23 protein-coding genes are annotated in these 26,087 nt (G+C 60.4%); 17 read left to right on the top strand and 6 right to left on the bottom strand.

Annotated elements, in window-relative coordinates; all coding sequences use genetic code 11:
- Positions 1-52 precede the first annotated feature (52 nt).
- The 4 genes from gltB (at position 53) to ACQUTG_RS16220 (ending at position 7,785) form a co-directional block, all read left to right on the top strand.
- Positions 53-4,501 carry a glutamate synthase large subunit gene (gltB, locus tag ACQUTG_RS16235; RefSeq protein ID WP_428920407.1) on the top strand — a complete coding sequence of 1,483 codons (4,449 nt, stop codon included), beginning with the start codon at positions 53-55 and terminating at the stop codon, positions 4,499-4,501.
- Between the two features lie 78 nt (positions 4,502-4,579).
- Positions 4,580-5,998: an FAD-dependent oxidoreductase gene (locus ACQUTG_RS16230; RefSeq protein ID WP_428920492.1), complete on the top strand. Its 1,419-nt coding sequence runs from the start codon at positions 4,580-4,582 to the stop codon at positions 5,996-5,998.
- A gap of 200 nt (positions 5,999-6,198) precedes the next feature.
- Positions 6,199-7,263, top strand: coding sequence for a uroporphyrinogen decarboxylase (gene hemE, locus ACQUTG_RS16225; protein ID WP_428920406.1), 1,065 nt, complete (start codon positions 6,199-6,201; stop codon positions 7,261-7,263).
- A gap of 150 nt (positions 7,264-7,413) precedes the next feature.
- Positions 7,414-7,785, top strand: a complete 372-nt coding sequence (locus tag ACQUTG_RS16220) for a PilZ domain-containing protein (protein WP_428920405.1) — start codon at positions 7,414-7,416, stop codon at positions 7,783-7,785.
- 58 nt (positions 7,786-7,843) lie between these two features.
- On the opposite strand, the gene radA is transcribed toward ACQUTG_RS16220, so the two are convergent.
- Together radA and ettA are read right to left on the bottom strand one after the other, a co-directional pair.
- Entirely contained in the window at positions 7,844-9,220 is a 1,377-nt protein-coding gene (gene radA, locus ACQUTG_RS16215) for a DNA repair protein RadA (protein ID WP_428920404.1), read from the bottom strand.
- Positions 9,220-10,881, bottom strand: a complete 1,662-nt coding sequence (gene ettA, locus ACQUTG_RS16210; RefSeq protein WP_428920403.1) for an energy-dependent translational throttle protein EttA — start codon at positions 10,879-10,881, stop codon at positions 9,220-9,222. The genes radA and ettA overlap by 1 nt, the downstream gene beginning before the upstream one ends.
- A gap of 259 nt (positions 10,882-11,140) precedes the next feature.
- Here ettA and glyA point away from each other — a divergent pair, with 259 nt between their 5' ends.
- From glyA to ACQUTG_RS16170, 8 genes are all read left to right on the top strand, one after another.
- Positions 11,141-12,394: a serine hydroxymethyltransferase gene (glyA, locus tag ACQUTG_RS16205; protein ID WP_428920402.1), complete on the top strand. Its 1,254-nt coding sequence runs from the start codon at positions 11,141-11,143 to the stop codon at positions 12,392-12,394.
- A 69-nt stretch (positions 12,395-12,463) separates the two neighbouring features.
- A complete protein-coding gene (nrdR, locus tag ACQUTG_RS16200) occupies positions 12,464-12,982 on the top strand; it encodes a transcriptional regulator NrdR (RefSeq protein WP_092005696.1) in 519 nt (172 codons plus the stop codon).
- Positions 12,979-14,094 (top strand): bifunctional diaminohydroxyphosphoribosylaminopyrimidine deaminase/5-amino-6-(5-phosphoribosylamino)uracil reductase RibD, encoded by a 1,116-nt coding sequence (gene ribD / locus ACQUTG_RS16195; protein ID WP_428920401.1) that lies wholly within the window; start codon positions 12,979-12,981, stop codon positions 14,092-14,094. Before nrdR ends, ribD begins: the two co-directional genes overlap by 4 nt.
- A gap of 65 nt (positions 14,095-14,159) precedes the next feature.
- Positions 14,160-15,275: a bifunctional 3,4-dihydroxy-2-butanone-4-phosphate synthase/GTP cyclohydrolase II gene (gene ribBA / locus ACQUTG_RS16190; protein ID WP_428920400.1), complete on the top strand. Its 1,116-nt coding sequence runs from the start codon at positions 14,160-14,162 to the stop codon at positions 15,273-15,275.
- A gap of 47 nt (positions 15,276-15,322) precedes the next feature.
- Positions 15,323-15,799, top strand: a complete 477-nt coding sequence (ribH, locus tag ACQUTG_RS16185) for a 6,7-dimethyl-8-ribityllumazine synthase (protein WP_428920399.1) — start codon at positions 15,323-15,325, stop codon at positions 15,797-15,799.
- Complete coding sequence (nusB, locus tag ACQUTG_RS16180; RefSeq protein ID WP_428920398.1) at positions 15,799-16,275, top strand: transcription antitermination factor NusB; 477 nt, start codon at positions 15,799-15,801, stop codon at positions 16,273-16,275. Before ribH ends, nusB begins: the two co-directional genes overlap by 1 nt.
- Positions 16,276-16,278: 3 nt before the next feature.
- Complete coding sequence (thiL, locus tag ACQUTG_RS16175) at positions 16,279-17,232, top strand: thiamine-phosphate kinase (protein ID WP_428920397.1); 954 nt, start codon at positions 16,279-16,281, stop codon at positions 17,230-17,232.
- Entirely contained in the window at positions 17,229-17,756 is a 528-nt protein-coding gene (locus ACQUTG_RS16170; protein ID WP_428920396.1) for a phosphatidylglycerophosphatase A family protein, read from the top strand. Before thiL ends, ACQUTG_RS16170 begins: the two co-directional genes overlap by 4 nt.
- Before the next feature lie 21 nt (positions 17,757-17,777).
- Here ACQUTG_RS16170 and ACQUTG_RS16165 read toward each other — a convergent pair whose 3' ends face one another.
- Positions 17,778-17,981, bottom strand: coding sequence for a DUF6316 family protein (locus ACQUTG_RS16165; RefSeq protein ID WP_428920395.1), 204 nt, complete (start codon positions 17,979-17,981; stop codon positions 17,778-17,780).
- A 258-nt stretch (positions 17,982-18,239) separates the two neighbouring features.
- On the opposite strand from ACQUTG_RS16165, the gene ACQUTG_RS16160 reads away from it, so the two are divergent.
- Positions 18,240-18,893 (top strand): DUF2057 family protein, encoded by a 654-nt coding sequence (locus ACQUTG_RS16160; protein WP_428920394.1) that lies wholly within the window; start codon positions 18,240-18,242, stop codon positions 18,891-18,893.
- A 22-nt stretch (positions 18,894-18,915) separates the two neighbouring features.
- On the opposite strand, the gene ACQUTG_RS16155 is transcribed toward ACQUTG_RS16160, so the two are convergent.
- Positions 18,916-20,520 (bottom strand): wax ester/triacylglycerol synthase family O-acyltransferase, encoded by a 1,605-nt coding sequence (locus ACQUTG_RS16155; protein WP_428920393.1) that lies wholly within the window; start codon positions 20,518-20,520, stop codon positions 18,916-18,918.
- A 239-nt stretch (positions 20,521-20,759) separates the two neighbouring features.
- Entirely contained in the window at positions 20,760-21,671 is a 912-nt protein-coding gene (locus ACQUTG_RS16150; protein ID WP_428920392.1) for a LysR substrate-binding domain-containing protein, read from the bottom strand.
- 98 nt (positions 21,672-21,769) lie between these two features.
- Here ACQUTG_RS16150 and ACQUTG_RS16145 point away from each other — a divergent pair, with 98 nt between their 5' ends.
- A complete protein-coding gene (locus tag ACQUTG_RS16145) occupies positions 21,770-22,759 on the top strand; it encodes a glutathione S-transferase family protein (RefSeq protein ID WP_428920391.1) in 990 nt (329 codons plus the stop codon).
- Positions 22,760-22,823: 64 nt separating this feature from the next.
- On the opposite strand, the gene ispB is transcribed toward ACQUTG_RS16145, so the two are convergent.
- Complete coding sequence (gene ispB / locus ACQUTG_RS16140; protein ID WP_428920390.1) at positions 22,824-23,792, bottom strand: octaprenyl diphosphate synthase; 969 nt, start codon at positions 23,790-23,792, stop codon at positions 22,824-22,826.
- A gap of 332 nt (positions 23,793-24,124) precedes the next feature.
- Here ispB and rplU point away from each other — a divergent pair, with 332 nt between their 5' ends.
- The 3 genes from rplU to cgtA all read left to right on the top strand — a co-directional run bounded on the left by rplU (position 24,125) and on the right by cgtA (position 26,071).
- On the top strand, positions 24,125-24,436 hold the full coding sequence (rplU, locus tag ACQUTG_RS16135; RefSeq protein WP_092005730.1) for a 50S ribosomal protein L21: 312 nt from the start codon (positions 24,125-24,127) through the stop codon (positions 24,434-24,436).
- A 35-nt stretch (positions 24,437-24,471) separates the two neighbouring features.
- Positions 24,472-24,732: a 50S ribosomal protein L27 gene (gene rpmA, locus ACQUTG_RS16130; protein WP_239038876.1), complete on the top strand. Its 261-nt coding sequence runs from the start codon at positions 24,472-24,474 to the stop codon at positions 24,730-24,732.
- Between the two features lie 142 nt (positions 24,733-24,874).
- The gene (cgtA, locus tag ACQUTG_RS16125) at positions 24,875-26,071 is read left to right on the top strand and encodes an Obg family GTPase CgtA (RefSeq protein WP_428920389.1); all 1,197 of its coding nucleotides are present in this window, start codon (positions 24,875-24,877) and stop codon (positions 26,069-26,071) included.
- Positions 26,072-26,087 lie beyond the last annotated feature (16 nt).

The following is a 26,087-nucleotide window of genomic DNA, read 5'->3' as shown; positions in this document are numbered from 1 at the left end:
TCTTGGTGCGCAAGTTTCTGATTGAAAAGCATTTCTACGCGAGAGAACGCTTATGATGACAGGTTTGTATCACCCCGATGAATTCAGGGACAACTGTGGATTCGGTCTGATTGCCCACATGAAGGGCGAGGCTTCCCACAAGTTGCTGCAAACTGCCATCGAGTCGCTGACCTGCATGACCCACCGAGGTGGTATCGCTGCAGACGGAAAGACCGGCGATGGTTGTGGCCTCCTGATCCAGAGCCCCGATGCATTTCTGAAGAAAGCGGCCAAGGCAGCTTTCGGCAAGGAGCCGGGAGACCTGTTTGCCGTGGGCCAGGTTTTCCTGAACCCGGATGAGAACAAAGCGGCGGCCGGCCGTGCGGCGCTTGAGAAGCGCCTGACAGAGCAGGGTCTGGAAGTGATGGGCTGGCGGGAAGTGCCGGTTGATGACAGCTGCCTGGGCCCCATGGCACTGGATTGCCTGCCCCGAATTGAGCAGGTTTTCGTGGTTCCCGCTGGAAAGGCGGAGAAAGAGTTTGCGATCAGTCTTTTTATCGGTCGTCGCCATGCCGAGCGCGATATGGCTGATGATGCCGAGTTCTATATCTGCAGCCTTTCGCATCGTACCCTGGCCTACAAGGGCCTGATGATGCCGGCGGATCTGGCGAACTTTTATAAGGACCTGGGTGATCCGGACCTGCAGACTGCCATCTGCGTTTTCCACCAGCGTTTCTCGACCAACACCATGCCCAGGTGGCCGCTGGCACAGCCATTCCGCTACCTGGCCCATAACGGTGAGATCAACACCATCGACGGCAACCGGAACTGGGCCATTGCCCGTGCTGCCAAGTTCAGCTCGCCGGACCTGCCCGATCTGCAGACTCTGCAACCACTGGTTAACCTGACCGGTTCCGACTCCTCCAGCATGGACAATATGCTGGAGGTGCTGCTGGCCGGTGGCGTTGATCTGTTCCGGGCCGTGCGCATGATGATTCCGCCCGCCTGGCAGAATGTCGACACCATGGATTCCGAGCTGCGGGCGTTCTACGAGTACAACTCCATGCACATGGAGCCCTGGGACGGTCCTGCGGGTCTGGTTATGTCCGACGGCCGCTATGCTGTCTGCATGCTCGACCGCAACGGCCTGCGCCCGGCACGTTGGGTCATTACCAAGGACGATTTCATCACCCTGGCTTCCGAGATCGGCACTTACGGCTATGAGCCGGATGATGTGGTGGCCAAGGGACGGGTCGGTCCGGGCCAGATGCTTGCGATCGATACCGAATCCGGTGAGGTACTGCACACCAGGGACATCGACCAGCGCCTGAAGACCGCGCAGCCATACAAGCGTTGGCTTCGTGAAAATGCGCTTCGCGTGGAAACCACCCTCAACCAGGATACCCCGGAATTCAAACTGATGGATTCCGACGAGCTCCTGGTTCACCAGAAGATGTTCAACATCTCCTTTGAGGAGCGCGACCAGGTGCTTCGCCCGCTGGCCGAAAACGGTCAGGAGGCTGTGGGATCCATGGGTGATGACACCCCCATGGCGGTACTCTCCAGCAAGGTGCGTCACGTGGCGGACTATTTCCGCCAGAAGTTCGCGCAGGTGACCAACCCGCCGATCGACCCCCTGCGTGAATCCATCGTCATGTCCCTCGAGACCTGTCTCGGGGCGGAACGGAATGTCTTTGAGGAAACCGCGGAGCACGCGGACCGGATCATTCTGACCACGCCGGTACTGTCTCCGGCCAAGTTCCTCCGTATCAGCAATAACGACCGGTCCGGTTTCGAAGTAGCGCGGATACCCATGAGCTACCGCCCGGAACTGGGCCTGGAGCAGGCTGTTCGCGATGTTTGCGATCGCGCGGAGCAGGCGGTGCGTGACGGCAAGGTCCTGCTGATCCTGACTGACAAGGACCTTAAAGAGGGTGAGTTGCCGGTGAATGCTCTGATGGCGACCGGTGCCGTCCATCACCACCTGGTCAGCAAGGGTCTGCGTTGTGATTCCAACATCATTGTTGAAACCGGTTGGGCGCGGGATCCGCATCACTTTGCTGTGCTGTTCGGTTTTGGCGCCACGGCGGTTTATCCGTACCTGTCCTACCAGGTGCTGAACGACCTGATTCGCACCGGCGAAGTGCTGATCGATCCGATCGATGCCAAGAACAACTACCGCAAGGGCATCAATAAGGGGCTGCTGAAGATCCTGTCCAAGATGGGGATTTCAACCATGACGTCCTATCGTGGCGCCCAGTTGTTCGAGGCCATCGGTCTGGCGGATGACGTCGTGGATCTGTGCTTCAAGGGTGTACCGAGCCGAATCCAGGGTGCTGGCTTCATCGACTTTCAGGAAGACCAGGAAAAGCTGGCATCCGTTGCCTGGAAGGCCCGCAAGCCGGTTTCCCAGGGCGGCCTGCTCAAGTATGTTCACGGCCAGGAATACCACGCCTTCAATCCGGATGTGGTCGGCAAGCTGCAGGAAGCGGTAACCAGTGGTGATTACGGTCACTACAAGGAGTATGCCGGTCTGGTTAACGAACGCCCGGTGGCAACCCTCAGGGATCTGCTGGCTTTCCGCAAGGATCTCAAGCCGATTGATATTGCCGAGGTTGAGCCGGTGGAGAACATCTTCCCGCGCTTCGATTCCGCGGCGATGTCCCTCGGGGCTCTCTCTCCGGAAGCGCATGAAGCCCTGGCGGTGGCCATGAACACTCTGGGTGGGCGTTCCAACTCCGGTGAGGGTGGTGAAGATCCGGCCCGTTACGGCACCGAGAAGCGTTCCAAGATCAAACAGGTGGCGTCTGGTCGCTTTGGTGTAACCGCCGAGTACCTGCGCAGTGCCGATGTCATGCAGATCAAGGTGGCTCAGGGGGCCAAGCCCGGTGAGGGCGGCCAGCTTCCGGGCGGGAAGGTCAACGACCTGATTGCCCGCCTGCGTTATTCCGTGCCCGGCGTAACCCTGATCTCGCCGCCGCCGCACCACGACATCTACTCCATCGAGGACCTGGCGCAGCTTATCTTTGACCTCAAACAGGTCAATCCGCAGGCACTGGTTTCCGTGAAACTGGTGTCCGAGCCCGGCGTCGGTACCATCGCGGCAGGTGTGGCCAAGGCCTATGCCGACCTCATCACGGTGTCCGGTTACGACGGCGGTACCGCAGCCAGTCCGCTGACCTCCATCCGTTATGCCGGCTCCCCCTGGGAGCTGGGCCTGACCGAAACCCAGCAGGCCCTGCGCGCCAATGACCTGCGCGGCAAGATCCGCCTGCAGACAGATGGCGGTATCAAGACCGGTCTGGATGTAGTCAAGGGTGCCATCCTAGGTGCCGAGAGTTTCGGCTTTGGTACCACGCCGATGGTGGCGTTGGGTTGCAAGTACCTGCGAATCTGTCACCTGAATAACTGTGCCACCGGTGTCGCCACCCAGAATGACCATCTGCGTGAAGAGCACTTCAAGGGCACGGTGGAAATGGCGATGAACTTCTTCCGTTTTGTGGCGGAAGAAACCCGGGAATGGATGGCCAGGCTGGGTGTCCGCAACCTGGAAGAGCTGGTGGGACGTGTGGACCTGCTGGAACGTCTGCCGGGAGACACCGAGCGCCAGAAGAAGCTGGACCTGACCCGACTGCTGGAGAATGACAGCATTCCGGCGGACAAACCCCAGACCTGTCAGGTGGAGCGGAACGAGCCTTTCGACCGCGGTACCCTGGCTGAGCAGATGGTCAAGGACACGGCGACAGCCATCGAGAACAAATCCGGTGGTGCCTGGTCCTACAAGGTCACCAATTGTGACCGGTCCATCGGTGCCCGGCTGTCCGGCGAGATTGCCGAGCGGCACGGGAACCAGGGCATGGTGGATGCCCCGATTACCCTGGATCTCACCGGTACCGCTGGCCAGAGCTTCGGTGTCTGGAACGTCGGCGGCCTGAACCTGATCCTTGAGGGTGATGCCAACGATTACGTGGGCAAGGGCATGACCGGTGGCAAGCTGGTCATCAAGCCGCCCCGTAACAGCGGCTTCAAGAGCCAGGAAACCTCCATCATGGGCAACACTTGCCTGTACGGTGCCACCGGAGGCAAGCTGTTCGCAGCGGGTACCGCCGGTGAGCGTTTCGCCGTCCGTAACTCGGGTGCCCATGCTGTGGTCGAGGGCGCCGGTGATCACTGCTGTGAATACATGACGGGCGGCCTGGTGACCGTGCTGGGTAACACCGGACATAACTTCGGTGCCGGTATGACCGGTGGCTTTGCCTACGTACTGGACCAGCACAACACCTTCGTGGACAAATACAACCACGAACTGGTAGAAATCCAGCGTATTTCCAGCGAGGACATGGAGTCCTACCGCAACCACCTGCGCGGCGTCATCCGTGAGCATATCGCGGAGACCGGCAGTGAGTGGGCGGAGCACATTCTTGAGAATTTCGACGACTACATCGGCCGTTTCTGGCTGGTCAAGCCCAAGGCGGCGAGTTTGCGCAGCCTGTTGGCCAGCACCCGGGCACGTCCGGAATAAGCGCCCGGTTCGAAGAGGTTTGGGGGCGCGCGGCGGGTCCGGCGCCCCGGTCGAAATTGAGCTGATGAGAGCATCATGATGAAAGAACGACTGAGTAACGACTTCCAGTTTGTCGAAGTTGGGCGGATCGACCCCAAGAAGGTTCCGGCCAGTAAGCGGAAGAAAGAATTTGGTGAAATCTACCATCCGTTCACCTCAGATAATGCCGCGACCCAGGCCCATCGCTGTCTGGAGTGCGGCAACCCCTACTGTGAATGGAAGTGCCCGGTACACAACTACATCCCCAACTGGCTGAAGCTGGTTTCCGAGGGCAACATCATGAGGGCGGTGGAGTTGTGCCATCAGACCAACTCCCTGCCGGAAGTGTGTGGTCGCGTGTGCCCGCAGGACCGCCTGTGTGAGGGGGCCTGTACCCTCAATGACGGCTTTGGTGCGGTGACCATCGGTTCCGTGGAGAAGTACATCACCGATACCGCCTTTGCCCTGGGCTGGAAGCCCGATATGTCCCGGGTGAAGTGGACCGACAAGAAGGTTGCGGTGATCGGTGCCGGTCCTGCCGGCCTGGGCTGTGCCGACATTCTGGTCCGTAATGGCGTCAAGCCGGTAGTGTTCGACCGGTACCCGGAAATTGGCGGCCTGCTGACCTTCGGTATCCCCGAATTCAAGCTGGAAAAGTCCGTGATGTCCCGCCGGCGCGAAGTATTCGAGGAAATGGGTGTGGAATTCCGTCTGGCTACCGAAGTGGGCAAGGACGTGCAGCTCAAGGACATCATTGACGAATACGATGCGGTGTTTATGGGTATGGGTACCTACACCTACATGAAGGGCGGTTTCCCGGGCGAGGACCTGCCGGGCGTCTATGATGCGCTGCCGTTCCTGGTGTCCAATGTGAACCGCCGCCTTGGTTTCGAGAAGGATCCTGCTGACTTCATTGATATGAAGGGCCAGCGGGTTGTCGTGCTGGGTGGTGGCGACACCGCCATGGACTGCAATCGCACCTCCATCCGTCAGCAGGCGGAAAGTGTGACCTGTGCCTATCGCCGGGACGAGGCCAATATGCCCGGTTCCCGCCGCGAGGTGGCCAACGCCAAGGAAGAGGGCGTGAAGTTCCTGTTCAACCGTCAGCCCATTGCGATCATTGGTGAAGATCGCGTTGAGGGTGTGAAAGTGGTCCAGACCCAGCTCGGCGAGCCGGACGAGAATGGGCGTCGCCGTCCGGAAGTGGTCCCCGGCAGCGAAGAGGTGATCCCTGCCGATGCCGTCCTGGTTGCTTTCGGCTTCCGTCCGAGCCCGGCGGACTGGTTCGATGAGCAGAAGATTGATACCGACGATTCCGGCCGCGTTGCTGCACCGGAAGAGGCGGAGTTCGCCTTCCAGACCAGCAACCCGAAGATCTTCGCCGGCGGCGATATGGTCCGGGGTTCTGACCTGGTGGTCACCGCCATCTGGGAAGGTCGCCAGGCAGCAGAGGGCATCCTCGACTACTTGGATGTCTGAGGCGTAAACCCAAGGGGTCTGAAGAAAGCCTTCTTCTGACCCCGAGTTTCCAGCAAACCCCGAGGCCAGTCTCCAAGAAGGGGTCAGAAGAAAGCTTTCTTCAGACCCCTTGTTCTGCCCCCTTGTTCATACCTTCCCAATTCCCCCAAACCGCGTATCATTGCACCCCAGAAAATTCGATACCCAGGCCAGGAGTTCCCATGACCGAGCTGAAAAATGACCGTTTCCTGCGTGCCCTGATGCGCCAGCCCGTAGACCGCACCCCGGTATGGATGATGCGCCAGGCCGGCCGCTACCTGCCGGAGTACCGCGCTACCCGGGCCAAGGCCGGTGATTTCCTTAGTCTGTGCAAGAACACCGAGCTGGCCTGTGAGGTCACGCTGCAACCCCTGGAGCGCTTCCCACTCGATGCCGCTATCCTGTTCTCCGACATCCTGACCATCCCGGATGCGCTTGGGCTGGGCCTGTATTTCGAGACCGGAGAAGGCCCCAAATTCAAGCACACGATCCGTTCGGCGGCGGACGTTGATGCGCTGCCCGCGATGAACCCAGAGGTAGACCTGGACTACGTCATGAACGCCGTGTCCACGATTCGCTCCGCCCTTGGGGGCAGCGTACCGCTGATTGGTTTCTCCGGAAGCCCCTGGACCCTGGCGACCTACATGATCGAAGGTGGCTCATCGAAGGATTTCCGCGAGGCAAAGAAGCTGATGTACGGCCAGCCGGAGGTGATGCATCGCCTGCTGGATCATCTGGCCAACGCCGTCATTGGCTATCTCAACGGTCAGATCAAGGCTGGCGCCCAGGCGGTGCAGATCTTCGATACCTGGGGCGGGGTGCTCAGTAGCTGGGCCTACGAGGAATTCTCCCTCCGCTATATGAAGAAGATTGTCGACGGCTTGATCCGTGAGAGCGACGGCCGGCGGGTGCCGGTGATCCTGTTCACCAAGAACGGTGGCCAGTGGCTCGAAACCATTGCTGATTCCGGTTGTGATGCCGTGGGTCTGGACTGGACCACTGATATCGGCAACGCCCGGGCCCGGATCGGTGACCGCGTTGCCCTGCAGGGTAATATGGATCCGGCCATGCTGTATGCCCCGAAAGAGCGGATCCGCCAGGAAGTGGCGGACATACTGCGCCGTTATGGTTCCGGGACCGGTCATATCTTCAACCTCGGCCATGGCATCACCCCGGATGTGGATCCGGAGCATGCCGGTGCCTTTATCGAGGCGGTTGTAGAGTTGAGTCCGGAATACCACCAGTAAAGATGCTTGCTGGCCGGCCCTCCAGGCTGGCTGGTGAAAAAGGGGTCAGATGAAAGCTTTCATCTGACCCCGGGTTCTTCCCTCACATCTGGCGGAATTATCCTGTCGGGACTATGGTCATATAAAAAAACCGACAACAGGAGTAATCGCTTGTCCGCACACGTCCAAGACAAACGCCGATTCCAGCGCATTGAATTCGACGCGCCTTGTGAACTGCACTGGCAGGACAACGTCTGGCGCACCGAGGTTCTGGATATTTCCATGAAGGGAGTGTTGGTGAAGCGGCCGGAAGGCTGGTCAGCGCCGCTCCGGCAGCCCTGCGAGGTGGTGATTCACCTGGACGCCCACTCGACGGCGATCGTCATGGCGGTGGAGTTGAAGCATGTGGATGAGGAGCGATTGGGGTTCAGTTGCCAGTACATTGATCTGGAGAGTGCCACCCACCTCAAGCGCCTGGTGGAACTGAACCTCGGTGATCCGGCGTTGCTGCAACGGGAATTCGCAAGGCTGGTGGATAAGTGAAAACTTGGCCCTAAAAACGGGGTCTGATGAAAACCTTCATCTGACCCCATCTTCACACCTAAAACTCCTCCAACGCCGCCAACGCATCACTCAGCTTGGCCACCGGCACTACCTTCATTCCCTCAACCGGCTTACGCGGGACATTGGCCTTGGGCACCAGGGCGCGGGTAAAACCATGCTTGGCCGCTTCGTAAATCCGTTCCTGCCCGCTCGGCACCGGGCGGATTTCGCCGGATAGGCCAACTTCGCCAAAGATCACCAGATCCTGGGGCAGGGCGCGGTCGCGGAAGGAGGAGACAATGGCCGCCAGAAGCGCCAGGTCGGCACTGGTCTCGTTGACCTTCACGCCGCCCACCACGTTGACGAAAACATCCTGATCCGATACATGCATGCCACCGTGACGATGGAGCACAGCCAGCAGCATGGCCAGCCGGTTCTGGTCGAGGCCCACGGCAACCCTTCGGGGATAGCCGCCCTGGGCCATGTCCACCAGCGCCTGGATTTCCACCAGCATCGGACGGGTGCCTTCCCAGACCACCATGACCACACTGCCGGGCGCAGCCTCCTCGCCCCGGTTCAGGAAGATGGCGCTGGGGTTCTTCACCTCTTTCAGACCCTGTTCCAGCATGGCGAACACGCCCAGCTCGTTCACGGCGCCAAAGCGATTCTTGATGCCCCTCAGAGTGCGATAACGGCTGTCGCTGGAGCCTTCCAGCAGGATTGAGCAGTCAATCATGTGCTCCAACACCTTCGGTCCTGCGAGGCTGCCGTCCTTGGTGACGTGACCTACCAGGAACAGAATGGTGCCGGTCTGCTTTGCGAAGCGGGTCAGGAACGCGGCGCTTTCCCGGACCTGTGACACCGATCCCGGGGCGGATTCGATGTCGGCAACATGCATGACCTGAATACTGTCCACCACCAGGATTTTCGGCTTTTCCGCCTCGGCAACCTGCATGACTCGTTCGACGCTGGTTTCCGAAAGCATCTTCAGGTCCCGGGTCGGCAGGCCCAAGCGCTTGGAGCGCATGGCCACCTGCTGTAGAGACTCCTCGCCGGTGACATAGAGTGCGGGGACACTCTCGGCCAGGTGACAGACCGCCTGCAGCAGCAACGTGCTCTTGCCGGCGCCGGGATGGCCGCCCATGAGCACCGCCGAGCCCTCCACCAGGCCACCGCCAAGGACCCGGTCGAATTCCTGCATGCCCGAGCTGATACGCGGTTGCTCGGCCAGGCTGACATCGTCCAGGCTCTGGACCTCTGACAGGCTGCCGGCAAAGCCTTCGAACCGGGCGCCGCGGGCTCCTTTGGCATTACTGCTCACGCCACGCACTTCGCTCACGGTGTTCCAGGCCTGGCATGCGGTGCACTGGCCCTGCCATTTGGAGTAGTCGGCACCGCACTCGGTGCAAACAAAGGCGGTTTTTGCTTTGGCCATTACGCCAACTTCTTGTACTTCATCCGCTTGGGCTGCATCGCGGAATCGCCCTTGCGTTTCTTGAAGTCCTCGTCGTACTCGCTGAAGTTGCCTTCGAAGTAGACCACCTCGCCATCATCCTCGAATGCGAGGATATGGGTGGCCACCCGGTCCAGGAACCAGCGGTCGTGCGAGATCACCAGGGCTGAGCCCGGGAAGTTCAGCAGGGCTTCTTCCAGTGCGCGCAGGGTTTCCACGTCCAGATCGTTGGTGGGCTCGTCCAGCAGCAGGACGTTGCCACCCTGTTTCAGCAGCTTGGCCAGGTGCAGGCGGTTACGCTCACCACCGGACAGGTCGCCGACCCGCTTCTGCTGGTCGCTGCCCTTGAAGTTGAAGCGGCCCACATAGGCGCGGGACGGGGTCTCGTAGTTGCCGACCTTGATGATATCCTGGCCGTCAGACAGTTCTTCCCAGACGGTCTTGCTGCCGTCCAGGTCCCGCATCTGGTCGACGTAGGCGACGTCTACCGTCTCACCGATAGTGATGTCGCCGGAATCGGGCTTGTCATAACCCGCAATCATCTTGAACAGCGTGGACTTACCGGCACCGTTACCACCGATAATGCCGACAATGGCACCCGGCGGTACGCTGAAGGAGACATCTTCGTACAGCAGGCGGTCGCCGAAGGACTTGCTGATGCCCTCCACCTCGATCACCTTGTTGCCCAGGCGTGGTCCGGGCGGAATGTACAGCTCGTTGGTCTCGTTGCGCTTCTGGAATTCCTGGGAACTCATCTCCTCGAAGCGGGCCAGACGGGCCTTGCTCTTGGACTGGCGGCCCTTGGCGTTACTGCGAACCCACTCCAGTTCCTGTTTGATGGCCTTCTGATGGGAAGCCTCCTGCTTGGCCTCCATCTCCAGACGCTTCTCCTTGTTCTCCAGCCACTGGCTGTAGTTGCCCTCGAACGGGATGCCGTGGCCACGGTCCAGTTCCAGGATCCAGCCGGCCACGTTGTCCAGGAAATAGCGGTCGTGGGTGATGGCAACCACGGTGCCTTCGTAATCGTGCAGGAAACGCTCCAGCCAGGCCACGGATTCGGCATCCAGGTGGTTGGTAGGCTCGTCGAGCAGCAGCATGTCCGGGCCGGACAGCAGCAGGCGGCACAATGCCACGCGGCGGCGTTCGCCACCGGAAAGTACGCTCACTTTCTGATCCCAGGGCGGCAGGCGCAGCGCATCGGCGGCGACTTCCATCTTGCGTTCGATGTCGTGGCCATCGGTGGCCTGGATGTAAGCTTCCAGTTCGCCCTGCTTCTTGGCCAGGGCGTCGAAGTCGGCATCTGGTTCGGCGTAGGCCGCGTAGACCTGATCCAGTTCTGCCAGGGCGTCATGGACGCCGGCAACCGCTTCATCGACGATTTCCTTGACGGTCTTGTCTTCGTCCAGCTCCGGTTCCTGGGGCAGGTAACCGACGTTGATGCCAGGCTGGGGGCGGGCTTCGCCGATGTAATCCTGGTCCACGCCGGCCATAATACGCAGCAGGGTGGATTTACCGGCACCGTTCAGACCCAGTACGCCGATCTTGGCGCCCGGGAAGAAGCTCAGGGAAATGTCCTTGAGAATTTCGCGCTTGGGCGGAACCACCTTGCCCACGCGGTTCATGGTGTATACGTACTGGGCCATAACTGGCTGTGTCCTCTGTTAAATTCGGAGGTAATAAAAAGCAACGTGCAGATTAGCCACGTAAGGTAGCGAAACAGGCTCGCTATGGCAATTGACGAAAAACCGAAGATTGCGATGTGACGGTATCTGCGGACGGTTTAAAGGATGATTTTTCACCCGATTTCAAGATAGAATAGCGGCCCAATTTTTCCGGGCCACCGGCATTTTGTCCTCGCGGGCAGGGCGCCGGGCCAGCAAAGCACACAGAGGCAGCACATCCATGTTTAATCGTGATATGAAAATCGCCGGCTACGACGACGAACTCTGGACCGCGATGGAAGAGGAGCGCAAGCGTCAGGAAGCGCACATCGAGCTGATCGCATCCGAGAACTATACCAGCCCGCGGGTGATGGAAGCCCAGGGCAGTGTGCTGACCAACAAATACGCCGAAGGCTACCCCGGCAAGCGCTACTACGGTGGTTGCGAGTTTGTCGACAAGGCCGAGGTGCTGGCCATTGAGCGTGCAAAAGAGCTGTTCGGTGCCGCCTACGCCAATGTGCAGCCGCACTCCGGTTCGCAGGCCAACTCCGCGGTGTTCATGGCCCTGCTCAAGCCGGGCGACACCGTGCTGGGCATGAGCCTGGCCCACGGTGGCCACCTGACCCACGGTGCCAGCGTCAACTTCTCCGGCAAGATCTACAACGCCGTGCAGTATGGCATCAACAACGAAACCGGCCTGATCGACTACGATGAAGTCGAGAAACTGGCGGTGGAGCACAAGCCGAAGATGATCATTGCCGGCTTCTCCGCCTACTCCCAGGAGCTGGACTTTGCCCGTTTCCGTGAAATTGCGGACAAGGTTGGGGCTTACCTGTTCGTGGACATGGCCCACGTGGCCGGCCTGGTCGCCGCTGGCGTCTACCCGGATCCGGTTCCCCATGCCCACGTGGTGGCAACCACTACCCACAAGACCCTTCGTGGTCCCCGTGGCGGCCTGATCCTGGCCTGTGACGATGCAGACCTGCAGAAGAAACTGAACTCCGCCGTCTTCCCGGGTGGCCAGGGCGGCCCGCTGATGCACGTGATCGCCGCCAAGGCGGTCTGCTTCAAGGAAGCCATGAGCGACGAGTTCAAGGCCTATCAGCAGCAGGTCGTCAAGAACGCCGCTGCCATGGCAGATGTGTTCATCGAGCGCGGCTACGACGTGGTTTCCGGCGGCACCAGGAACCATTTGTTCCTGGTCAGCCTGATCAAGCAGGACATCACCGGTAAGGATGCGGATGCGGCGTTGGGCCGTGCCCACATCACCGTCAACAAGAACGCGGTCCCGAACGACCCGCGTTCCCCGTTCGTCACTTCCGGTCTGCGGATCGGCACCCCGGCCGTCACCACCCGTGGTTTCGGTGAGTCCGAGTGCCGTGATCTGGCCGGCTGGATGTGCGACATCCTCGACAACCTCGAAGACGACGCCGTCAATGCCCGGGTGCGAGAGCAGGTAGAAGCCCTGTGCGCCCGCTTCCCGGTCTACGGCTAAACTTCAGGCAAGACCCTGCCGGGCTGGTAGATTGACTGCCGGTCCGGCTCCTCTCCGGAGTTCCCGATTATGCATTGTCCTTTCTGTGGTGAAGCAGATACCAAGGTGATTGACTCTCGGCTGGTGGCTGAGGGGGATCAGGTGCGCCGCCGCAGGGAGTGCCTGTCCTGCCACGAGCGCTTCACAACCTTTGAAACCGCCGAGCTGGTCATGCCCCGCGTGGTCAAACAGGATGGCACCCGCCAGCCTTTTGACGAGGACAAGTTGCGAGCCGGTCTCATGAAGGCGCTGGAGAAGCGCCCGGTGAGCATCGAGGAGATCGACGCCGCCCTGAACCGGATCAAGTACCGCCTGCGGGCCACCGGAGAGCGGGAAGTGAAGTCCATGCAGCTGGGTGAAGAGGTGATGACCGAACTGCGTCAGCTGGACAAGGTGGCCTATGTCCGCTTTGCCTCGGTGTATCGCAGTTTCCAGGACATCAACGAGTTCAAGGAAGAGATCGAACGGCTGTCTGCCAACAACGGCGAGAACGCCGTGGATGTTGCCAAAGCGCTGGCGGATAACCATTCCCGGAAAGGCAAGTCATGACCGACGTCCGTGACAGGGCGATGATGGCCCGCGCCATCCAGCTGGCCTGGCGGGGGCGCTACTCCACGCATCCGAATCCGCGTGTTGGCTGTGTCATAGCCCGGGGCAACCGTATCGTGGGCGAGGGCTGGCATGAGCGTGCCGGAGAGGCCCATGCCGAGATACGGGCACTGAGTCAGGCTGGTGCCGAGGCACGTGATGCAACCGCTTACGTGACTCTGGAGCCCTGCAGTCATTTCGGCCGGACGCCGCCCTGCGCCCGTGCGCTGATTGAAGCGGGGGTGACCCGGGTCTTCGCGGCGACCAAAGATCCCAACCCCTCGGTTTCCGGCCGCGGCCTGGATATGCTTCGCGATGCCGGCATCAAGGTCATGGAAGGTTTGCTGGCGGATGAAGCCGTCCGTTTGAATCCGGGTTTCATGAAGCGCATGAACACCGGGCGCCCCTGGGTGCGCCTGAAAATGGCTGCCAGCCTGGACGGCCGGACCGCGATGGCTTCCGGCGAAAGCCAATGGATCACCGGCCCGGAAGCCCGGCGTGATGTCCAGCGCCTCAGGGCGATGAGTGACGCCATCCTGACCGGTGTCGGTACCGTGCTTGCGGATGATCCGTCCATGACGGTGCGCCGGGAGGAATTAGGCGACATCGGGGATGCCACCGAGCCCTCCCGCCAGCCGCTTCGCGTAATCGCCGATCGGGATGCGCGTACACCTTCCTCGGCCACCATTCTTCAGGGCGGCAATGTCCAGCTGTTCTGTGCGTCCTCGGCCCTGCCGTCGGCGCCGGCCCAGGATCTGGCGGCGCTGGGGATCAGTCTTACCGGCGTGGCCTGGAAGGACAATGGGGTGGACGTGGCCGAACTGCTGGACTCCCTGGGCGAGCTCGGCATCAACGAGTTGCTGGTGGAGGCCGGGCCGACCTTGGCCGGCACATTCATCAGCGAGAATCTGGTGGATGAACTCTGGCTTTACCAGGCACCGGTATTTCTCGGCAGTACCGGGCGACCTACGGCAAACCTGCCACTGGAAACCATGGCGGACAAGGTACAATGGAACGTACTGGACAGACGCCAGGTTGGAGAAGATCAACGCCTGATCCTGGCTCCACGCTAATACACTAAATTCATGGCCCGGGCAGGGTGGATGTCTGCCGGGAAGCCACAAGGGTGCGACACCGTATGGCACTGAACAGCATTGAAGAAATCATCGAAGATATCCGTCAGGGCAAGATGGTCATCCTGATGGATGATGAGGACCGGGAGAACGAGGGCGATCTGGTGATGGCGGCTGAGCATTGTACGCCGGAAGCCATCAACTTCATGGCCCGGTTCGGCCGCGGCCTGATCTGCATGCCCATGACCCGCGATCGTTGCGAGCAGCTGGGCCTGCCGCTCATGGTGCAGCAGAATGCCTCCGGGTTCGGGACCAAGTTCACCCTGTCCATTGAAGCCCGGGAAGGTGTGACTACCGGCATTTCCGCCGCCGATCGCGCCCGCACCGTACAGGCTGCGGTGGCGCGGAATGCCAAGGCGTCGGACCTGGTCCAGCCGGGCCATATTTTCCCGCTGATGTCCGATCCCGGCGGTGTGCTCAGCCGTGCCGGCCACACCGAAGCCTCCTGTGACCTGGCCGCGCTGGCCGGTTGCGAGCCCGCCGGTGTGATCTGCGAGGTCATGAACGACGACGGCTCCATGGCCCGCCGGGAAGACCTCGAGCGTTTCGCCGAGGAACACGATCTCAAGATCGGCACCATTGCCGACCTGATCCACTACCGCACCATGAACGAGCGGACGATCGAGTGCGTTGAGGAAAACGAGCTCGACACCGAATACGGTGTGTTCAACCTGCGCACCTACCGGGACAACATCCAGGGTGCCACTCACCTGGCCATGGTCATGGGGGACATCACCCCGGAAGAGCCGGCGTTTGTGCGGGTCCATATTACGGATACCCTGCGTGACCTGCTGGGCGCCCGGCGCAAGGACTCCCGGAGCTGGCCGTTGCACCACGCCCTGGAAAAGGTCGCCAGTGAGGGCCGTGGCGTTGTGGTGTTGCTCAACAGCGCGGAAGACAGCTACAACCTCGAGGACCGGATTCACGAGTTCTTCGACGAAGGCCAGAAATCTGCCGGCAAGGGCAGTTCTGGTGTCTATTTCACCGTGGGAACCGGGTCGCAGATCCTGCGTGACATCGGGGTTGGCAAAATGCGCCTGCTGAGTCCGCCCATCAAGTTTTCCGCCATTTCCGGCTTTGATCTGGAAGTGGTGGAGTACGTTCCCTACACCCCCGAATGAGAAACCCGGCCGTCCAGCAGACTGGACGGCCAGTGAAGGAGCCATCGATGGCAGATATCAAGGTAATTGAAGGTGATTTTACCCAGTGCAGCGGCCGTTACGCCCTGGTCGTGGGTCGTTTTAACGGTTTTGTTGTGGAGAGTCTGGTTGAGGGCGCGGTAGATACCCTGCGCCGGCACGGTATTTCCGACGACGACATCGCCATTATCCGGGTGCCGGGCGCCTATGAAATGCCGCTGGCGGTCAAGCGCGTGGCCGAGACCAGCGAGTATGATGCTATCATCGCCCTGGGCGCCGTCATTCGCGGTGGTACCCCGCATTTCGAGTATGTCGCCGGTGAGGCTGCCAGCGGTCTGGGCGCTGTGAGCCTGGATACGGACGTGCCGGTGACCTTCGGTGTTCTGACCGTGGATTCCATCGAGCAGGCCATCGAGCGCTCCGGCACCAAGGCCGGCAACAAGGGCGCTGAAGCGGCGATCACCGCGCTGGAAATGGTCAGCCTGTTCAAAAAGCTGGGTGAGTAATGAGCGAAATTGACGGCACCACCCCTCAGCAGCCCGCCTCCGGGCAGCCCAAGGCCGGCGATCGCCGCCGTGCCCGGGTGCTGGCAATGCAGGGTCTGTATCAGCGCCACTTCAGCAAGAGTTCGATCTCCGACATCGAGGCCGAGTTCATGGTCGACAACGACATGAGCAAGGTGGACCTGCTGTACTTCCGGGACCTGCTACGCGGCGTACACCGGGAGCAGGGCGAGCTCGACGGCTTGCTGGAACCGTTCCTGGACCGCCCGCTGGACGAGGTAGATCCCATCGAATTGGCCATCGTCCGTCTGGGCGCCTACGAGCTCAAGAACCGGTTGGACGTCCCCTACCGGGTTGTGATCAACGAGGGCATCGAGCTGGCCAAGCGCTTCGGTGGTACCGAAGGCCACAAGTTCGTCAACAGCATCCTCGACAAGCTCAGCCGTCGTCTCCGCCTGGCCGAGACGCGTCCCCGCTGAGCAATGGGTGAATTTGACCTGATCCGTCGTTATTTTCTGCCAGTGGCTGAGCAGCAGGGCCATCCGGATCTGTTGCTGGCTCTGGGAGACGACTGCGCAATCCAGCGCATTCCGACGGATCAGGACCTGGTGTTCTCGGTGGACACCCAGGTGGAAGGGGTTCACTTCCCGCGACAATACCGGCCGGAGTACACTGCCTGGCGGGCGCTGGCCACGGCCGCCAGCGATCTGGCAGCCATGGGCGCGACCCCGGTCTGTTTCACCCTGGCCCTGACCCTGCCTGAGGCCGATGAAAACTGGCTTGAAGGTTTCGGCAGAGGCCTGGCGCAGGCGGCCTCCCGGTTCGGGCTGGCCCTGGCTGGTGGCGACACCACCCGCGGCCCGCTGACCATCTCCATACAGGTTCACGGCACGGTTCCGAAAGGACAGGGACTGATGCGTTCCGGCGCAAAGGTCAGCGACCTGGTGGCGGTTTCAGGAACCCTGGGCGACGCTGGCGCAGCCCTGGATTACCTTGACGTGCAGGAACCGGGCAACGATGAGCGTGCGTTGCTGGATCGTTATCACCACCCCCTGCCCAGGTTAGAGTTGGGGCAGGCCCTGCGGGGGTTCGCATCCGCCTGCATTGATATCTCCGATGGCCTCATCGCCGATCTCGGCCACATCCTTGAGCGCTCTGGTGTGGGCGCCACCCTCAACCCGGAACTGCTGCCGTTATCCATGCCATTGCAGCGTTGTGCCGGTGACCGCGCTCCACATCTGGCACTGTCCTCCGGCGATGATTACGAACTGTGTATTACCATCAGCGAAGTGCTCTGGGACAGGTTGTCCGCGGAAATAAAGAACCATTTGACGGTGATCGGGCGTATCGACGGCGAAGAGGGAATCCGCTTTGAAGGTGGTGCACTTGCGAATCCGGGCCCGCAGGGCTTCGATCATTTCGGGAGTATTTCATGACTCGTGAGCAGGATCTCGGAGAACCGGAACTGACGCAGGCGCTCCTGCCGCCGGGCTTCCTCAAGAATCCGGTGCATCTGCTGGCGTTCGGGTTCGGCAGCGGCGCTGCGGCCCGGGCTCCCGGAACCTGGGGCAGCCTGGCTGCCATCCCGTTCTGGTACGGTTTTGCCTGGCTTCCCGCGGGTGCCTACTGGGCCCTGGTTGCGCTGGCGTTCCTGGTGGGAATATGGCTGTGCGGAAAAACCGCCCAGGACCTGAAGGTCCACGACCATGGCGGCATTGTCTGGGATGAGTTTGTCGGCATGTGGATCGCCCTGGGCCTGTTTCCGGACCAGATCTACGGCGTACTCATGGCCTTCGCCCTGTTCCGCCTGTTCGACGTCGTCAAGCCGTGGCCCATTGGCTGGCTGGACGAACGACTGCCAGGTGGTCTGGGCATCATGGTGGATGATGTGGTCGCCGGCTTTATGGCCCTCGGCTGCCTCTATGCCATTGACCGCTGGCTGATGCCGATCATTATCTGACGGACAAAAGCCGGACGCGGGTCAGTGCAGCCTCTGCTCTTCCGGAAGCATCCGGACGACGTGCAGAAAACGCTTCAGACCGATTTCAGCTCTCTCTCGCGAACTGAAGGGGCCGCTGTCAAATCCTTCCCGGGTGGTGAAGTACCACTTGCTCCCGACGCAGAAGAAACGACTGCTGCGAAAGGGCACGGGCCCTTCTTCTCCGGACCTGCATTGAGTGTCCATTGATGTCTCCTGAGCCCGTTTCTGGTTCTATTTTTTCGGGCGCCGTATGGATTCAGCCGATGGTTTAAAATTAATCCAATCCGGATCAAATTCAACATTTTTTTACATTTTTACGGTGCCGGTCCCAAAAGTGGATTTCGACGCCCCGGTCACGACCCTTGCAGTTGTCTTGCGCTTGCAATGGTGGAGGGGCAGAATGCAGGGCATCGAGTGCGGACCTCAACCCCCTTCCTTTTCCAGTGATATCAAGGAGATTTCATGATAATCAGCCGTGTAACTGCCGTGTGCAAGACTTTGCTGGCCGGCATGCTTGTGCTTGCTCTGGCCGGATGTGCCTCTAGCATCAGTCGAGTGGAAACCTGGGAAGGGGAGCCCGCGAACGCCTCTGATGCCGCCACCCTCAAGGCTCCGGGGGAAATCCAGGTCAGCAGAGTGAATGGCCGGTCGGTCACCAACTTCATGATGGATGACCTGGCTCTGGATTTTGCGCTGCTGCCGGGCCAGAACGAGGTTGTCTTTACTTATAAGACCATCTGGGCAAAATCCGGCGTGGTCGAGAACGGTGAATCAAAGGTCCACGTCATCGAAAGCGAGCCGCAGGTTGTCCGTTTTGATGCTAATCCAGGCGCGGTCTATCGTTTTGAGTTTGAAAAGCCCTCGAGCCGTGCCGAGGCGGAGCAGATGATCGAGACTTTCTCGGCTGTGATTTTGAGCGAGACTGGTCAGGAAGTAGCCTCCTCCAGTGACTGGGATCCCCGGCAGAGTGTGGCGGCCCGCACGCCAATTCCGGCCTCAGGCCCCGAGGGTGCCGGCGCTGCTGCCACCGGAACAGCCCTGGAGCAGCTCAAGTCGGTCTGGGCCACTGCCAGTGAGGAAGAGAAGCGCGCTTTCCTGCGCTGGGCGTTCGAGTAAGCAGCCCACGCGCAGGATTCTGTCAGGCCCGGAATCGCTTCAGGGTCTTGCGTAACGCGCCCTCCAGAATGGTCAGAGCTTCATCCGTCAGGCTCTGACCTGCCACCTCCCGGGGCGCATCCCCGCTTTCCGCCGGCTCCACATTCGGGGCATTTGACTCGATACTCGCGAGGCTCTCCTCGACCAGGTCCGGCAGTGACATCCCGTCTGCCACCACGTCCGGGCAGAGGGTGAAGTTGAGGGTCAGCTTGCCCTGGTAACTCACCGCCACGATGACCAGCCCCATACTGTCGAACAGCGGCGCCGTGTTGTACTGGCGTACCAGCCGTGCCCCCTGCAGGTAAAGCGGCACCTGGGGCCCGGGCACATTGGTGATCGGCAGGTTGAAGACCGGTTGATAGCGCTGGGCAATCTGCAATTCCGAGTATAGCCGGGCCGACAGGGCAAGCATGGTCGAAGGGAGCAGCTCCGTGAGCCGGTCGGCTGCGATTGCCTCCCGGTAGGGCTCGGAGGCGACCGCGTTCCAGTGGATCTGGCGGATGCGTTTGGCGGGATCCGGCTCGTTGGTCGCCAGATCCAATAGCATGGCGGACATCTGGTTGCCCGTGGCCCGGCGCAGACTGCTGGAGCGAACCGAAATCGGCGTCATGGCCACCAGTGAACGATCGGTATCGGCCTTCTGGGTGACCAGGTACCGGCGCAGCGTCTCGGCGCACAGTCCCAGCACCACATCATTGAGAGTGACGTCCCCGAGGGTCGCCTTGACGGCCTTCAGTCTGGAGAGCTCAACCGTGGTGGCCACAATCTGCCGGTTGGCGGTGATCTGGCGATTGAAAGGGCTGTGGGGTGCCGAAAACAGGGGCAGGGGTAAAGGCAGCTTGCGTAACTGCTTGTGGATGACACCGCGGGCGGTGGCTTCGGCGGCGGTCATTGCCAGGGAGGTAACCTGCAGCGGTGTGCGTAGCAGGTTTGCCCCGGCCTGAAGCATGACCCGCTCCTCCGAGGGCTCCGGGCACGGCTGCCACGGCCGCGGCGGTGTGATCGGCCGGGGTTCCGGCGTGTATTCCAGCAGCTTGCCGATGATCTCCTCGCCGCTGAAGGCGTCAATGGCGGCGTGGTGCAATTTGACGATCAGGGCAAAACCCCTGTTTCCGCCCGAGCCTTGCTGCTCGCCCCCCAAGTCGGGGTCTGAAGAACTTGTTCTTCTGACCCCATTTTCATCCCTGCCCCCTCTTTCATCACCAAGGGTAAAACCATCCACAAAAGTAATATGCCAAAGCGGCCGATCCCGCTTCAGCGGCTCCTCCAATATCTTCGAAGCCAGCGCCATCAAATCAGACTGATGACTATGCTCCGCCAGGTTCACATAGGCCAGGTGGCGCTCGATGCTGAAGTCGGGATCGTCAATCCAGTAGGGGCGACCGAGCCGAAGCGGAATCTCTTTCAGGCGCTGGCGGAAGACAGGAACCACATGCAGGCGGCTGCGCAGATAGGCAACAAAGGTGCTGTACGGGAGCGGCTCGTTCCGGTTACTGGCATCGAACAGGTAAATCCCGCCAATGTGCATGGGTGCAGTTTCCGATTCGAGGTAAAGGAACGAGGCATCAAGTTCCGACAGCTGCCGCATCATGGGACTCCCTTCGGCGTGTTTTCCCCCAGTATAAACGAATGGCTGATCAATCCGGTTGACTGAGGTGTCCGTCGTTCCCCTTTTCGCTGCCACTTCCGGGGTCTGAAGAAAGCCTTCTTCTGACCCATGTTCACTCCCATCCTCGCGGCCATCCCCGGGGTCTGAAGAAAACCTTCTTCTGACCCCTTCTTAGACTCCCACCCCCGCAGCCCGACAGGCAGTTGTAATGATCCGTCTCAGTCCCTGAGCCAGGATTGAATGTCGGCGTCATCCTGCAGTCGGTCCCAAAACCACATCAGCGCCTTGCCTTGATCCTCGGCATGGCGGGCAAGGTGCAGCATGATCGGCTGGCGCGGTTCGTGAACCGCCTTTTCGACCAGCGTGCCGGTCTCAAGCTGGCTGCGGATACGGGCCTTGGGCAGCCAACCGACCCCGAGCCCCGATTCCTGAATGGCGATCTTCTGGTCGATGTTGGCCACCGTCAGCGTGCGTTGGCGGTGGAATATACCGGCATGGCCGGGAGGCAAGGATCTGGACGTATCGGCAGCAACAGCGGCGGGGTAGTCGGAGATATCCTCCTCCGACAGTGGTTCTGTGGCACCTGCCAAAGGGTGGGTGGCAGCCACGGCAAACACAAACTCCATCGCGCCAAGATTCGTGGTGGTGAAGTTGCCTGACGGTTTGCTGAAGTGATCGGCGCCTACCACCAGGTCCACCCGGCGGCTCTGCAGTGCGTCCCAGGCACCGGCAAAGACCTCCTCGACCACCTGGACGTCAACGGGAACGTTCAGGGCATGGAAGTCCCGGATAGCCGAAAACAGGCACTGCGCGGGCAGCAACGAATTGAAGCCGATCTTCAGCCGGGTTTCCCAGCCCTGGGCAACCTGCTTGGTGGTGTGGGCGAGGTTCTCGGCCGCTTCCAGCAGGGAACGGCCTTCCTCGAGCAGGTAACGACCGGCCGGGGTCAGAATGGCCCGGTGACCGCTGCGGTCGTAGATATCGACGTCCAGGTCCTCTTCCAGTTTCTGGACCGTATAGCTGATCGCCGACGGTACCCGGAACAGTTCCGCCGCGGCACCGGCAAAACTGCCCTTGCGGTCAATGGCATCAAGGACTTTCAGGGCGTCTATGGTGATGGCTGTATGCATGTTCGAAATATCTGAGGTTGTTGGCCAGAAATGCTTGTTTGAGAGGGTAGCAGGCGGGGCTTTATTCTTCCTTACAAATTATTGTGAAGGAGTTGACGATGGGTCTTCTGGTTGACGGCAAATGGCAGGACAAGTGGTACGACACCGACAAGACCGGGGGAAAATTCGAGCGTGAGGCGGCCCGGTTCCGGAACTGGGTGACGGCAGACGGATCGCCCGGTCCGAGTGGCGAGGGTGGTTTCAAGGCCGAGAGTGGCCGGTACCATCTGTACGTGTCCATGGCCTGCCCCTGGGCGCATCGGACGCTGATCTTCCGCAAGCTCAAGGGGCTGGAAAAGCATGTCTCGGTTTCGGTGGTCCACCCGGATATGGTGGAGAATGGCTGGGAGTTCCGGCCCGGCGATAAACAGCACCAGGATCACCTGCATAATTTCCGGTTCATGCATGAGGTCTATACCAGGGCCGCGCCGGATTATACAGGCCGGGTGACCGTGCCCACGTTATGGGACAAAGAGCGGGAAACCATCGCCAGCAACGAGTCCGCCGAAATCATCCGGATGTTCAACTCGGCCTTCAACGACCTGGAAGGGGTGAATGCCGACCTGGACTTCTACCCGGAGGCGCTGCGCCCGGAAATTCATGAAGTGAACGAGCGGGTTTATCACACCGTCAACAATGGCGTATACAAGGCCGGTTTCGCCACCGCTCAGGATAAATATGAACAGGCTTACCGCGCCTTGTTCGAGTCCCTCGATTGGTTGGAGGAGCGATTGTCGCGGCAGCGTTATCTGGTCGGGGGGCAGTTGACCGAAGCCGACTGGCGCCTGTTCACCACCCTGATCCGGTTCGATGCGGTGTACTACAGCCACTTCAAGTGCAATCGCCAGCAGATCCGGGAATTTCCGAACCTGTCCGGCTACCTCAGGGACCTGTACCAGGTTCCGGGCGTGGCGGAGACGGTGGATATCGGACAGATCAAGCGCCACTACTACGTGAGTCAGCGGACCATCAATCCGACACAGATCGTTCCGGTGGGGCCGGAGCTGGACTTTGACGCGCCTCACGGGCGAGATAAGTTCGGAGAGTGAGGCCTAAGACGGGGCCAGATGAAAGCTTTCATCTGACCCCATGTTCACCAACCCCTTTTTCAGATCAATTCACCCGAGCAACAGCAACCTCGGTAAGCAGCTCCAGCGCCTCCCGGTGCCCGGTCTCCTCCAGGCCATCCAGACAAGCCCTGGCCAACTCCGCCTGCTCCCGCGCTTTCGCCATCGTGTACTCAATTGCACCGGAATCCCGGACGATCTGAAGGATGGCGGGCAGATCGTCCAGCCCACCCTTACGGATCGCCTGACGAATCAGCTGCCGCTCCTCATCACTGCCATTGGCCATGGCATAAATCAGCGGCAGGGTGGTCTTGCCCTCTGCGAGGTCGTCGCCTACGTTCTTGCCCATGGCTTCCGCATCGCCTTGATAATCGAGCACATCGTCCACCAGCTGGAAGGCCAGACCCAGGTGTTTGCCGTAATCCCGGAGCGCCTTCTCCCGGGGTTCTTCCGCGCCAGCCAGCAATGCGCCGGTGTGGGAGGCAGCCTCGAACAGCATGGCGGTCTTGTTGTGAATGACCTTCATGTACTGGTCTTCGGTAAGATCCGGATTCTTCACATTCATCAGCTGCATCACCTCGCCCTCGGCAATCACTGCTGTGGCGTGGGACAGTACATCCATGATCGCCAGGCTTTTCAGCTCCACCATCATCTCGAACGCGCGGGCATAGAGGAAATCGCCGACCAGCACGCTTGGTGCATTGCCCCACTTGGCGTTAGCAGTGCTGCGGCCCCGGCGCAGGTCGGAGGTGTCCACCACGTCATCGTGGAGCAGGGTGGCGGTGTGCAGGAATTCGATCACGGCGGCGAGCTTGAGGTGATCATCCTCCCCATAGCCCAGGGCGCGGCTGGAAAGCAGCACCAGCAGGGGTCTGAGCCGTTTGCCGCCGCTTTCTATGATGTATTGGGCGATTTTCTCCACCAGTGGGACGTCCGAGGCAAGCCGCTGGATGATCAGGTCATTGACGCGGCTGAAGTCATCCGCCACGGTGTCGTAGATACGCTGGGCTGTCATGGGGCTTGAGGGTCCCTTGCTGGTGTTTCTGTTGATATTTCGGGCAGGTCGCCGCAATGCTAGGTATTGGCGGGTATGGTGTCAACGTTAAGACGGGGTCAGAAGAAAGCTTTCTTCTGACCCCCACTTTCAACCCAACCCTGCGCCAGACTCAGGGGTCTGATGAAAGCCTTCATCTGACCCCATGTTCAACTTGCCTCCGTTCATATCTTCCCGTACAATCACGCGCCCAACTCATCCCAACCTGCGCTCCCTGCTATAGGGTTGCCAGAGCGCTTCCCTTAGAACCAGGTGGATAAGAGCAGGGATGGGTCAATCGCGGAGACTAGTGAATGTACGCAGTTATTGTTAGCGGTGGTAAGCAGCACCGTGTAAAGGAAGGCGAAACCCTGAAGCTGGAAAAGCTGGAAGTTGAAACCGGTGGCACCGTCGATTTCGATCGTGTTCTGCTGGTAGCCGACGGCGACAACGTGAAAGTTGGCGCTCCGGTAGTAGACGGCGCCAAGGTTACCGCTGAAGTGGTCAGCCACGGCCGTCACGACAAGGTTCAGATCATCAAGTTCCGTCGTCGTAAGCATCACATGAAGCGTCAGGGCCACCGTCAGTGGTTTACTGAAGTCAAGATCACGGGTATCCAGGGCTAAGCCCTCGAATTACCCCCTAGAGAAGGAGGCTGGTAATGGCTCATAAAAAGGCAGCAGGTAGTACCCGTAACGGTCGCGATTCCGAGTCGAAACGACTTGGTGTGAAGCGCTTCGGCGGTCAGACCGTATCTGCAGGCAGCATCATCGTTCGTCAGCGTGGCACCCGTTTCCACGCTGGTTCCAACGTAGGCATTGGCAAGGACCACACCCTGTTTGCGAAAGCAGACGGCCAGGTGAAGTTCGAAACCAAAGGCCCGCAGAGTCGTAAGTTCGTGAGCATCGTTCCGGCTGCGTAAGCAGCGGCGATCCGGTTCTGCAGAACCTTGGGTGGTCCTGATTTCCTGATATAGTCAGAAGTCAGAGCCATCCGGAGCCCCGCAAAGCTTCCTTGAGGCTGCGGGGCTTTTTAGTTTATGCGCAACGCGCAAAGGGTTGATCATGAAATTTGTAGATGAAGCCACCATCATTGTGGAGGCCGGCAAGGGCGGGCACGGTTGCCTGAGTTTCCGGCGCGAGAAATACGTTCCCAAGGGTGGCCCCGACGGCGGTGACGGCGGGGACGGTGGCTCCGTCTATCTGGAGGCGGACGGATCACTGAACACTCTGATCGATTACCGTTTCCAGCGTAAATACAAGGCCCAGAACGGCGAGCCAGGGGCTGGTCGCAACTGCACCGGCACCAAGGGTGAGGATATGGTGCTGCCGGTGCCGGTAGGCACCACGGTTGTGGACATGGATACCCATGAAGTTCTGGGTGACCTGACCTGTGAAGGTCAGCGACTGAAAGTGGCCCAGGGCGGCTTTCACGGCCTCGGCAATACCCGGTTCAAGTCCTCGGTCAACCGCGCTCCGCGTCAGACCACCAAGGGTTCGGAAGGTGAGGCTCGTAACCTGCGCCTGGAGCTCAAGGTGCTGGCCGATGTCGGGTTGCTCGGTATGCCCAATGCCGGCAAGTCCACGTTCATCCGCTCGGTCTCGGCGGCCAGGCCCAAGGTGGCGGATTATCCGTTTACCACGCTGGTGCCGAATCTGGGCGTGGTCAGTGTTCAAGCCCATCAGAGCTTCGTCATCGCGGATATTCCGGGACTGATCGAAGGGGCGGCAGAAGGTGCCGGGTTGGGCATCCGCTTCCTGAAGCACCTCGTGCGAACCCGCCTGTTGCTGCACCTGGTGGATGTGGCCCCGTATGACGGTTCATCGCCAGCCGATGCGGTCCGGGCCATCGCCCACGAATTGGAAAAGTTCAGTGAAACCCTGGCCAATCGCCCGCGCTGGCTGGTGCTGAACAAGGTGGACATGATCGCGGAAGAGGATCGTGACACCCATTGCCAGGCCATCATTGACGAGCTTGGCTGGAATGGTCCCGTTTTCCGGATCTCAGCGATCACTGGTGAGGGCACCAAGCCCCTGGTTCAGGCGGTAATGCGCTGGATCGAGGATCAGGCCCAGGAAGAGGCCGAGAACCCGGAGTTCGCCGAAGAAGAGGCTGCTCGCCGTCAGCGGATGGATGAGGAGGCTCGGGCCAAGATCGAGGCAGATCGCAACGCGCGGCGTGCCGCCAGGCAGGATGAAGATGATGATGACGATTTTGACGACGACGATTACGACGTTGAAATCGTGTATGCACCGGAATAAACCGACAACACCATCA

It is taken from the genome of Marinobacter sp. DUT-1 (assembly GCF_050379415.1).
GTDB lineage: Bacteria > Pseudomonadota > Gammaproteobacteria > Pseudomonadales > Oleiphilaceae > Marinobacter.
Note: the sequence above shows the minus strand (reverse complement) of the source record. Positions and strands in the feature narration are given on the sequence as shown.

Bases quoted from the DNA above. Each gene is read 5' to 3' on its own strand.
- gltB (WP_428920407.1), top strand. From the start codon at position 53: ATGATGACAGGTTTGTATCACCCCGATGAATTCAGGGACAACTGTGGA.
- ACQUTG_RS16230 (WP_428920492.1), top strand. From the start codon at position 4,580: ATGAAAGAACGACTGAGTAACGACTTCCAGTTTGTCGAAGTTGGGCGG.
- hemE (WP_428920406.1), top strand. From the start codon at position 6,199: ATGACCGAGCTGAAAAATGACCGTTTCCTGCGTGCCCTGATGCGCCAG.
- radA (WP_428920404.1), bottom strand. From the start codon at position 9,220: ATGGCCAAAGCAAAAACCGCCTTTGTTTGCACCGAGTGCGGTGCCGAC.
- ettA (WP_428920403.1), bottom strand. From the start codon at position 10,881: ATGGCCCAGTACGTATACACCATGAACCGCGTGGGCAAGGTGGTTCCG.
- glyA (WP_428920402.1), top strand. From the start codon at position 11,141: ATGTTTAATCGTGATATGAAAATCGCCGGCTACGACGACGAACTCTGG.
- nrdR (WP_092005696.1), top strand. From the start codon at position 12,464: ATGCATTGTCCTTTCTGTGGTGAAGCAGATACCAAGGTGATTGACTCT.
- ribD (WP_428920401.1), top strand. From the start codon at position 12,979: ATGACCGACGTCCGTGACAGGGCGATGATGGCCCGCGCCATCCAGCTG.
- ribBA (WP_428920400.1), top strand. From the start codon at position 14,160: ATGGCACTGAACAGCATTGAAGAAATCATCGAAGATATCCGTCAGGGC.
- ribH (WP_428920399.1), top strand. From the start codon at position 15,323: ATGGCAGATATCAAGGTAATTGAAGGTGATTTTACCCAGTGCAGCGGC.
- nusB (WP_428920398.1), top strand. From the start codon at position 15,799: ATGAGCGAAATTGACGGCACCACCCCTCAGCAGCCCGCCTCCGGGCAG.
- thiL (WP_428920397.1), top strand. From the start codon at position 16,279: ATGGGTGAATTTGACCTGATCCGTCGTTATTTTCTGCCAGTGGCTGAG.
- ACQUTG_RS16170 (WP_428920396.1), top strand. From the start codon at position 17,229: ATGACTCGTGAGCAGGATCTCGGAGAACCGGAACTGACGCAGGCGCTC.
- ACQUTG_RS16165 (WP_428920395.1), bottom strand. From the start codon at position 17,981: ATGGACACTCAATGCAGGTCCGGAGAAGAAGGGCCCGTGCCCTTTCGC.
- ACQUTG_RS16160 (WP_428920394.1), top strand. From the start codon at position 18,240: ATGATAATCAGCCGTGTAACTGCCGTGTGCAAGACTTTGCTGGCCGGC.
- ACQUTG_RS16155 (WP_428920393.1), bottom strand. From the start codon at position 20,520: ATGCGGCAGCTGTCGGAACTTGATGCCTCGTTCCTTTACCTCGAATCG.
- ACQUTG_RS16150 (WP_428920392.1), bottom strand. From the start codon at position 21,671: ATGCATACAGCCATCACCATAGACGCCCTGAAAGTCCTTGATGCCATT.
- ACQUTG_RS16145 (WP_428920391.1), top strand. From the start codon at position 21,770: ATGGGTCTTCTGGTTGACGGCAAATGGCAGGACAAGTGGTACGACACC.
- ispB (WP_428920390.1), bottom strand. From the start codon at position 23,792: ATGACAGCCCAGCGTATCTACGACACCGTGGCGGATGACTTCAGCCGC.
- rplU (WP_092005730.1), top strand. From the start codon at position 24,125: ATGTACGCAGTTATTGTTAGCGGTGGTAAGCAGCACCGTGTAAAGGAA.
- rpmA (WP_239038876.1), top strand. From the start codon at position 24,472: ATGGCTCATAAAAAGGCAGCAGGTAGTACCCGTAACGGTCGCGATTCC.
- cgtA (WP_428920389.1), top strand. From the start codon at position 24,875: ATGAAATTTGTAGATGAAGCCACCATCATTGTGGAGGCCGGCAAGGGC.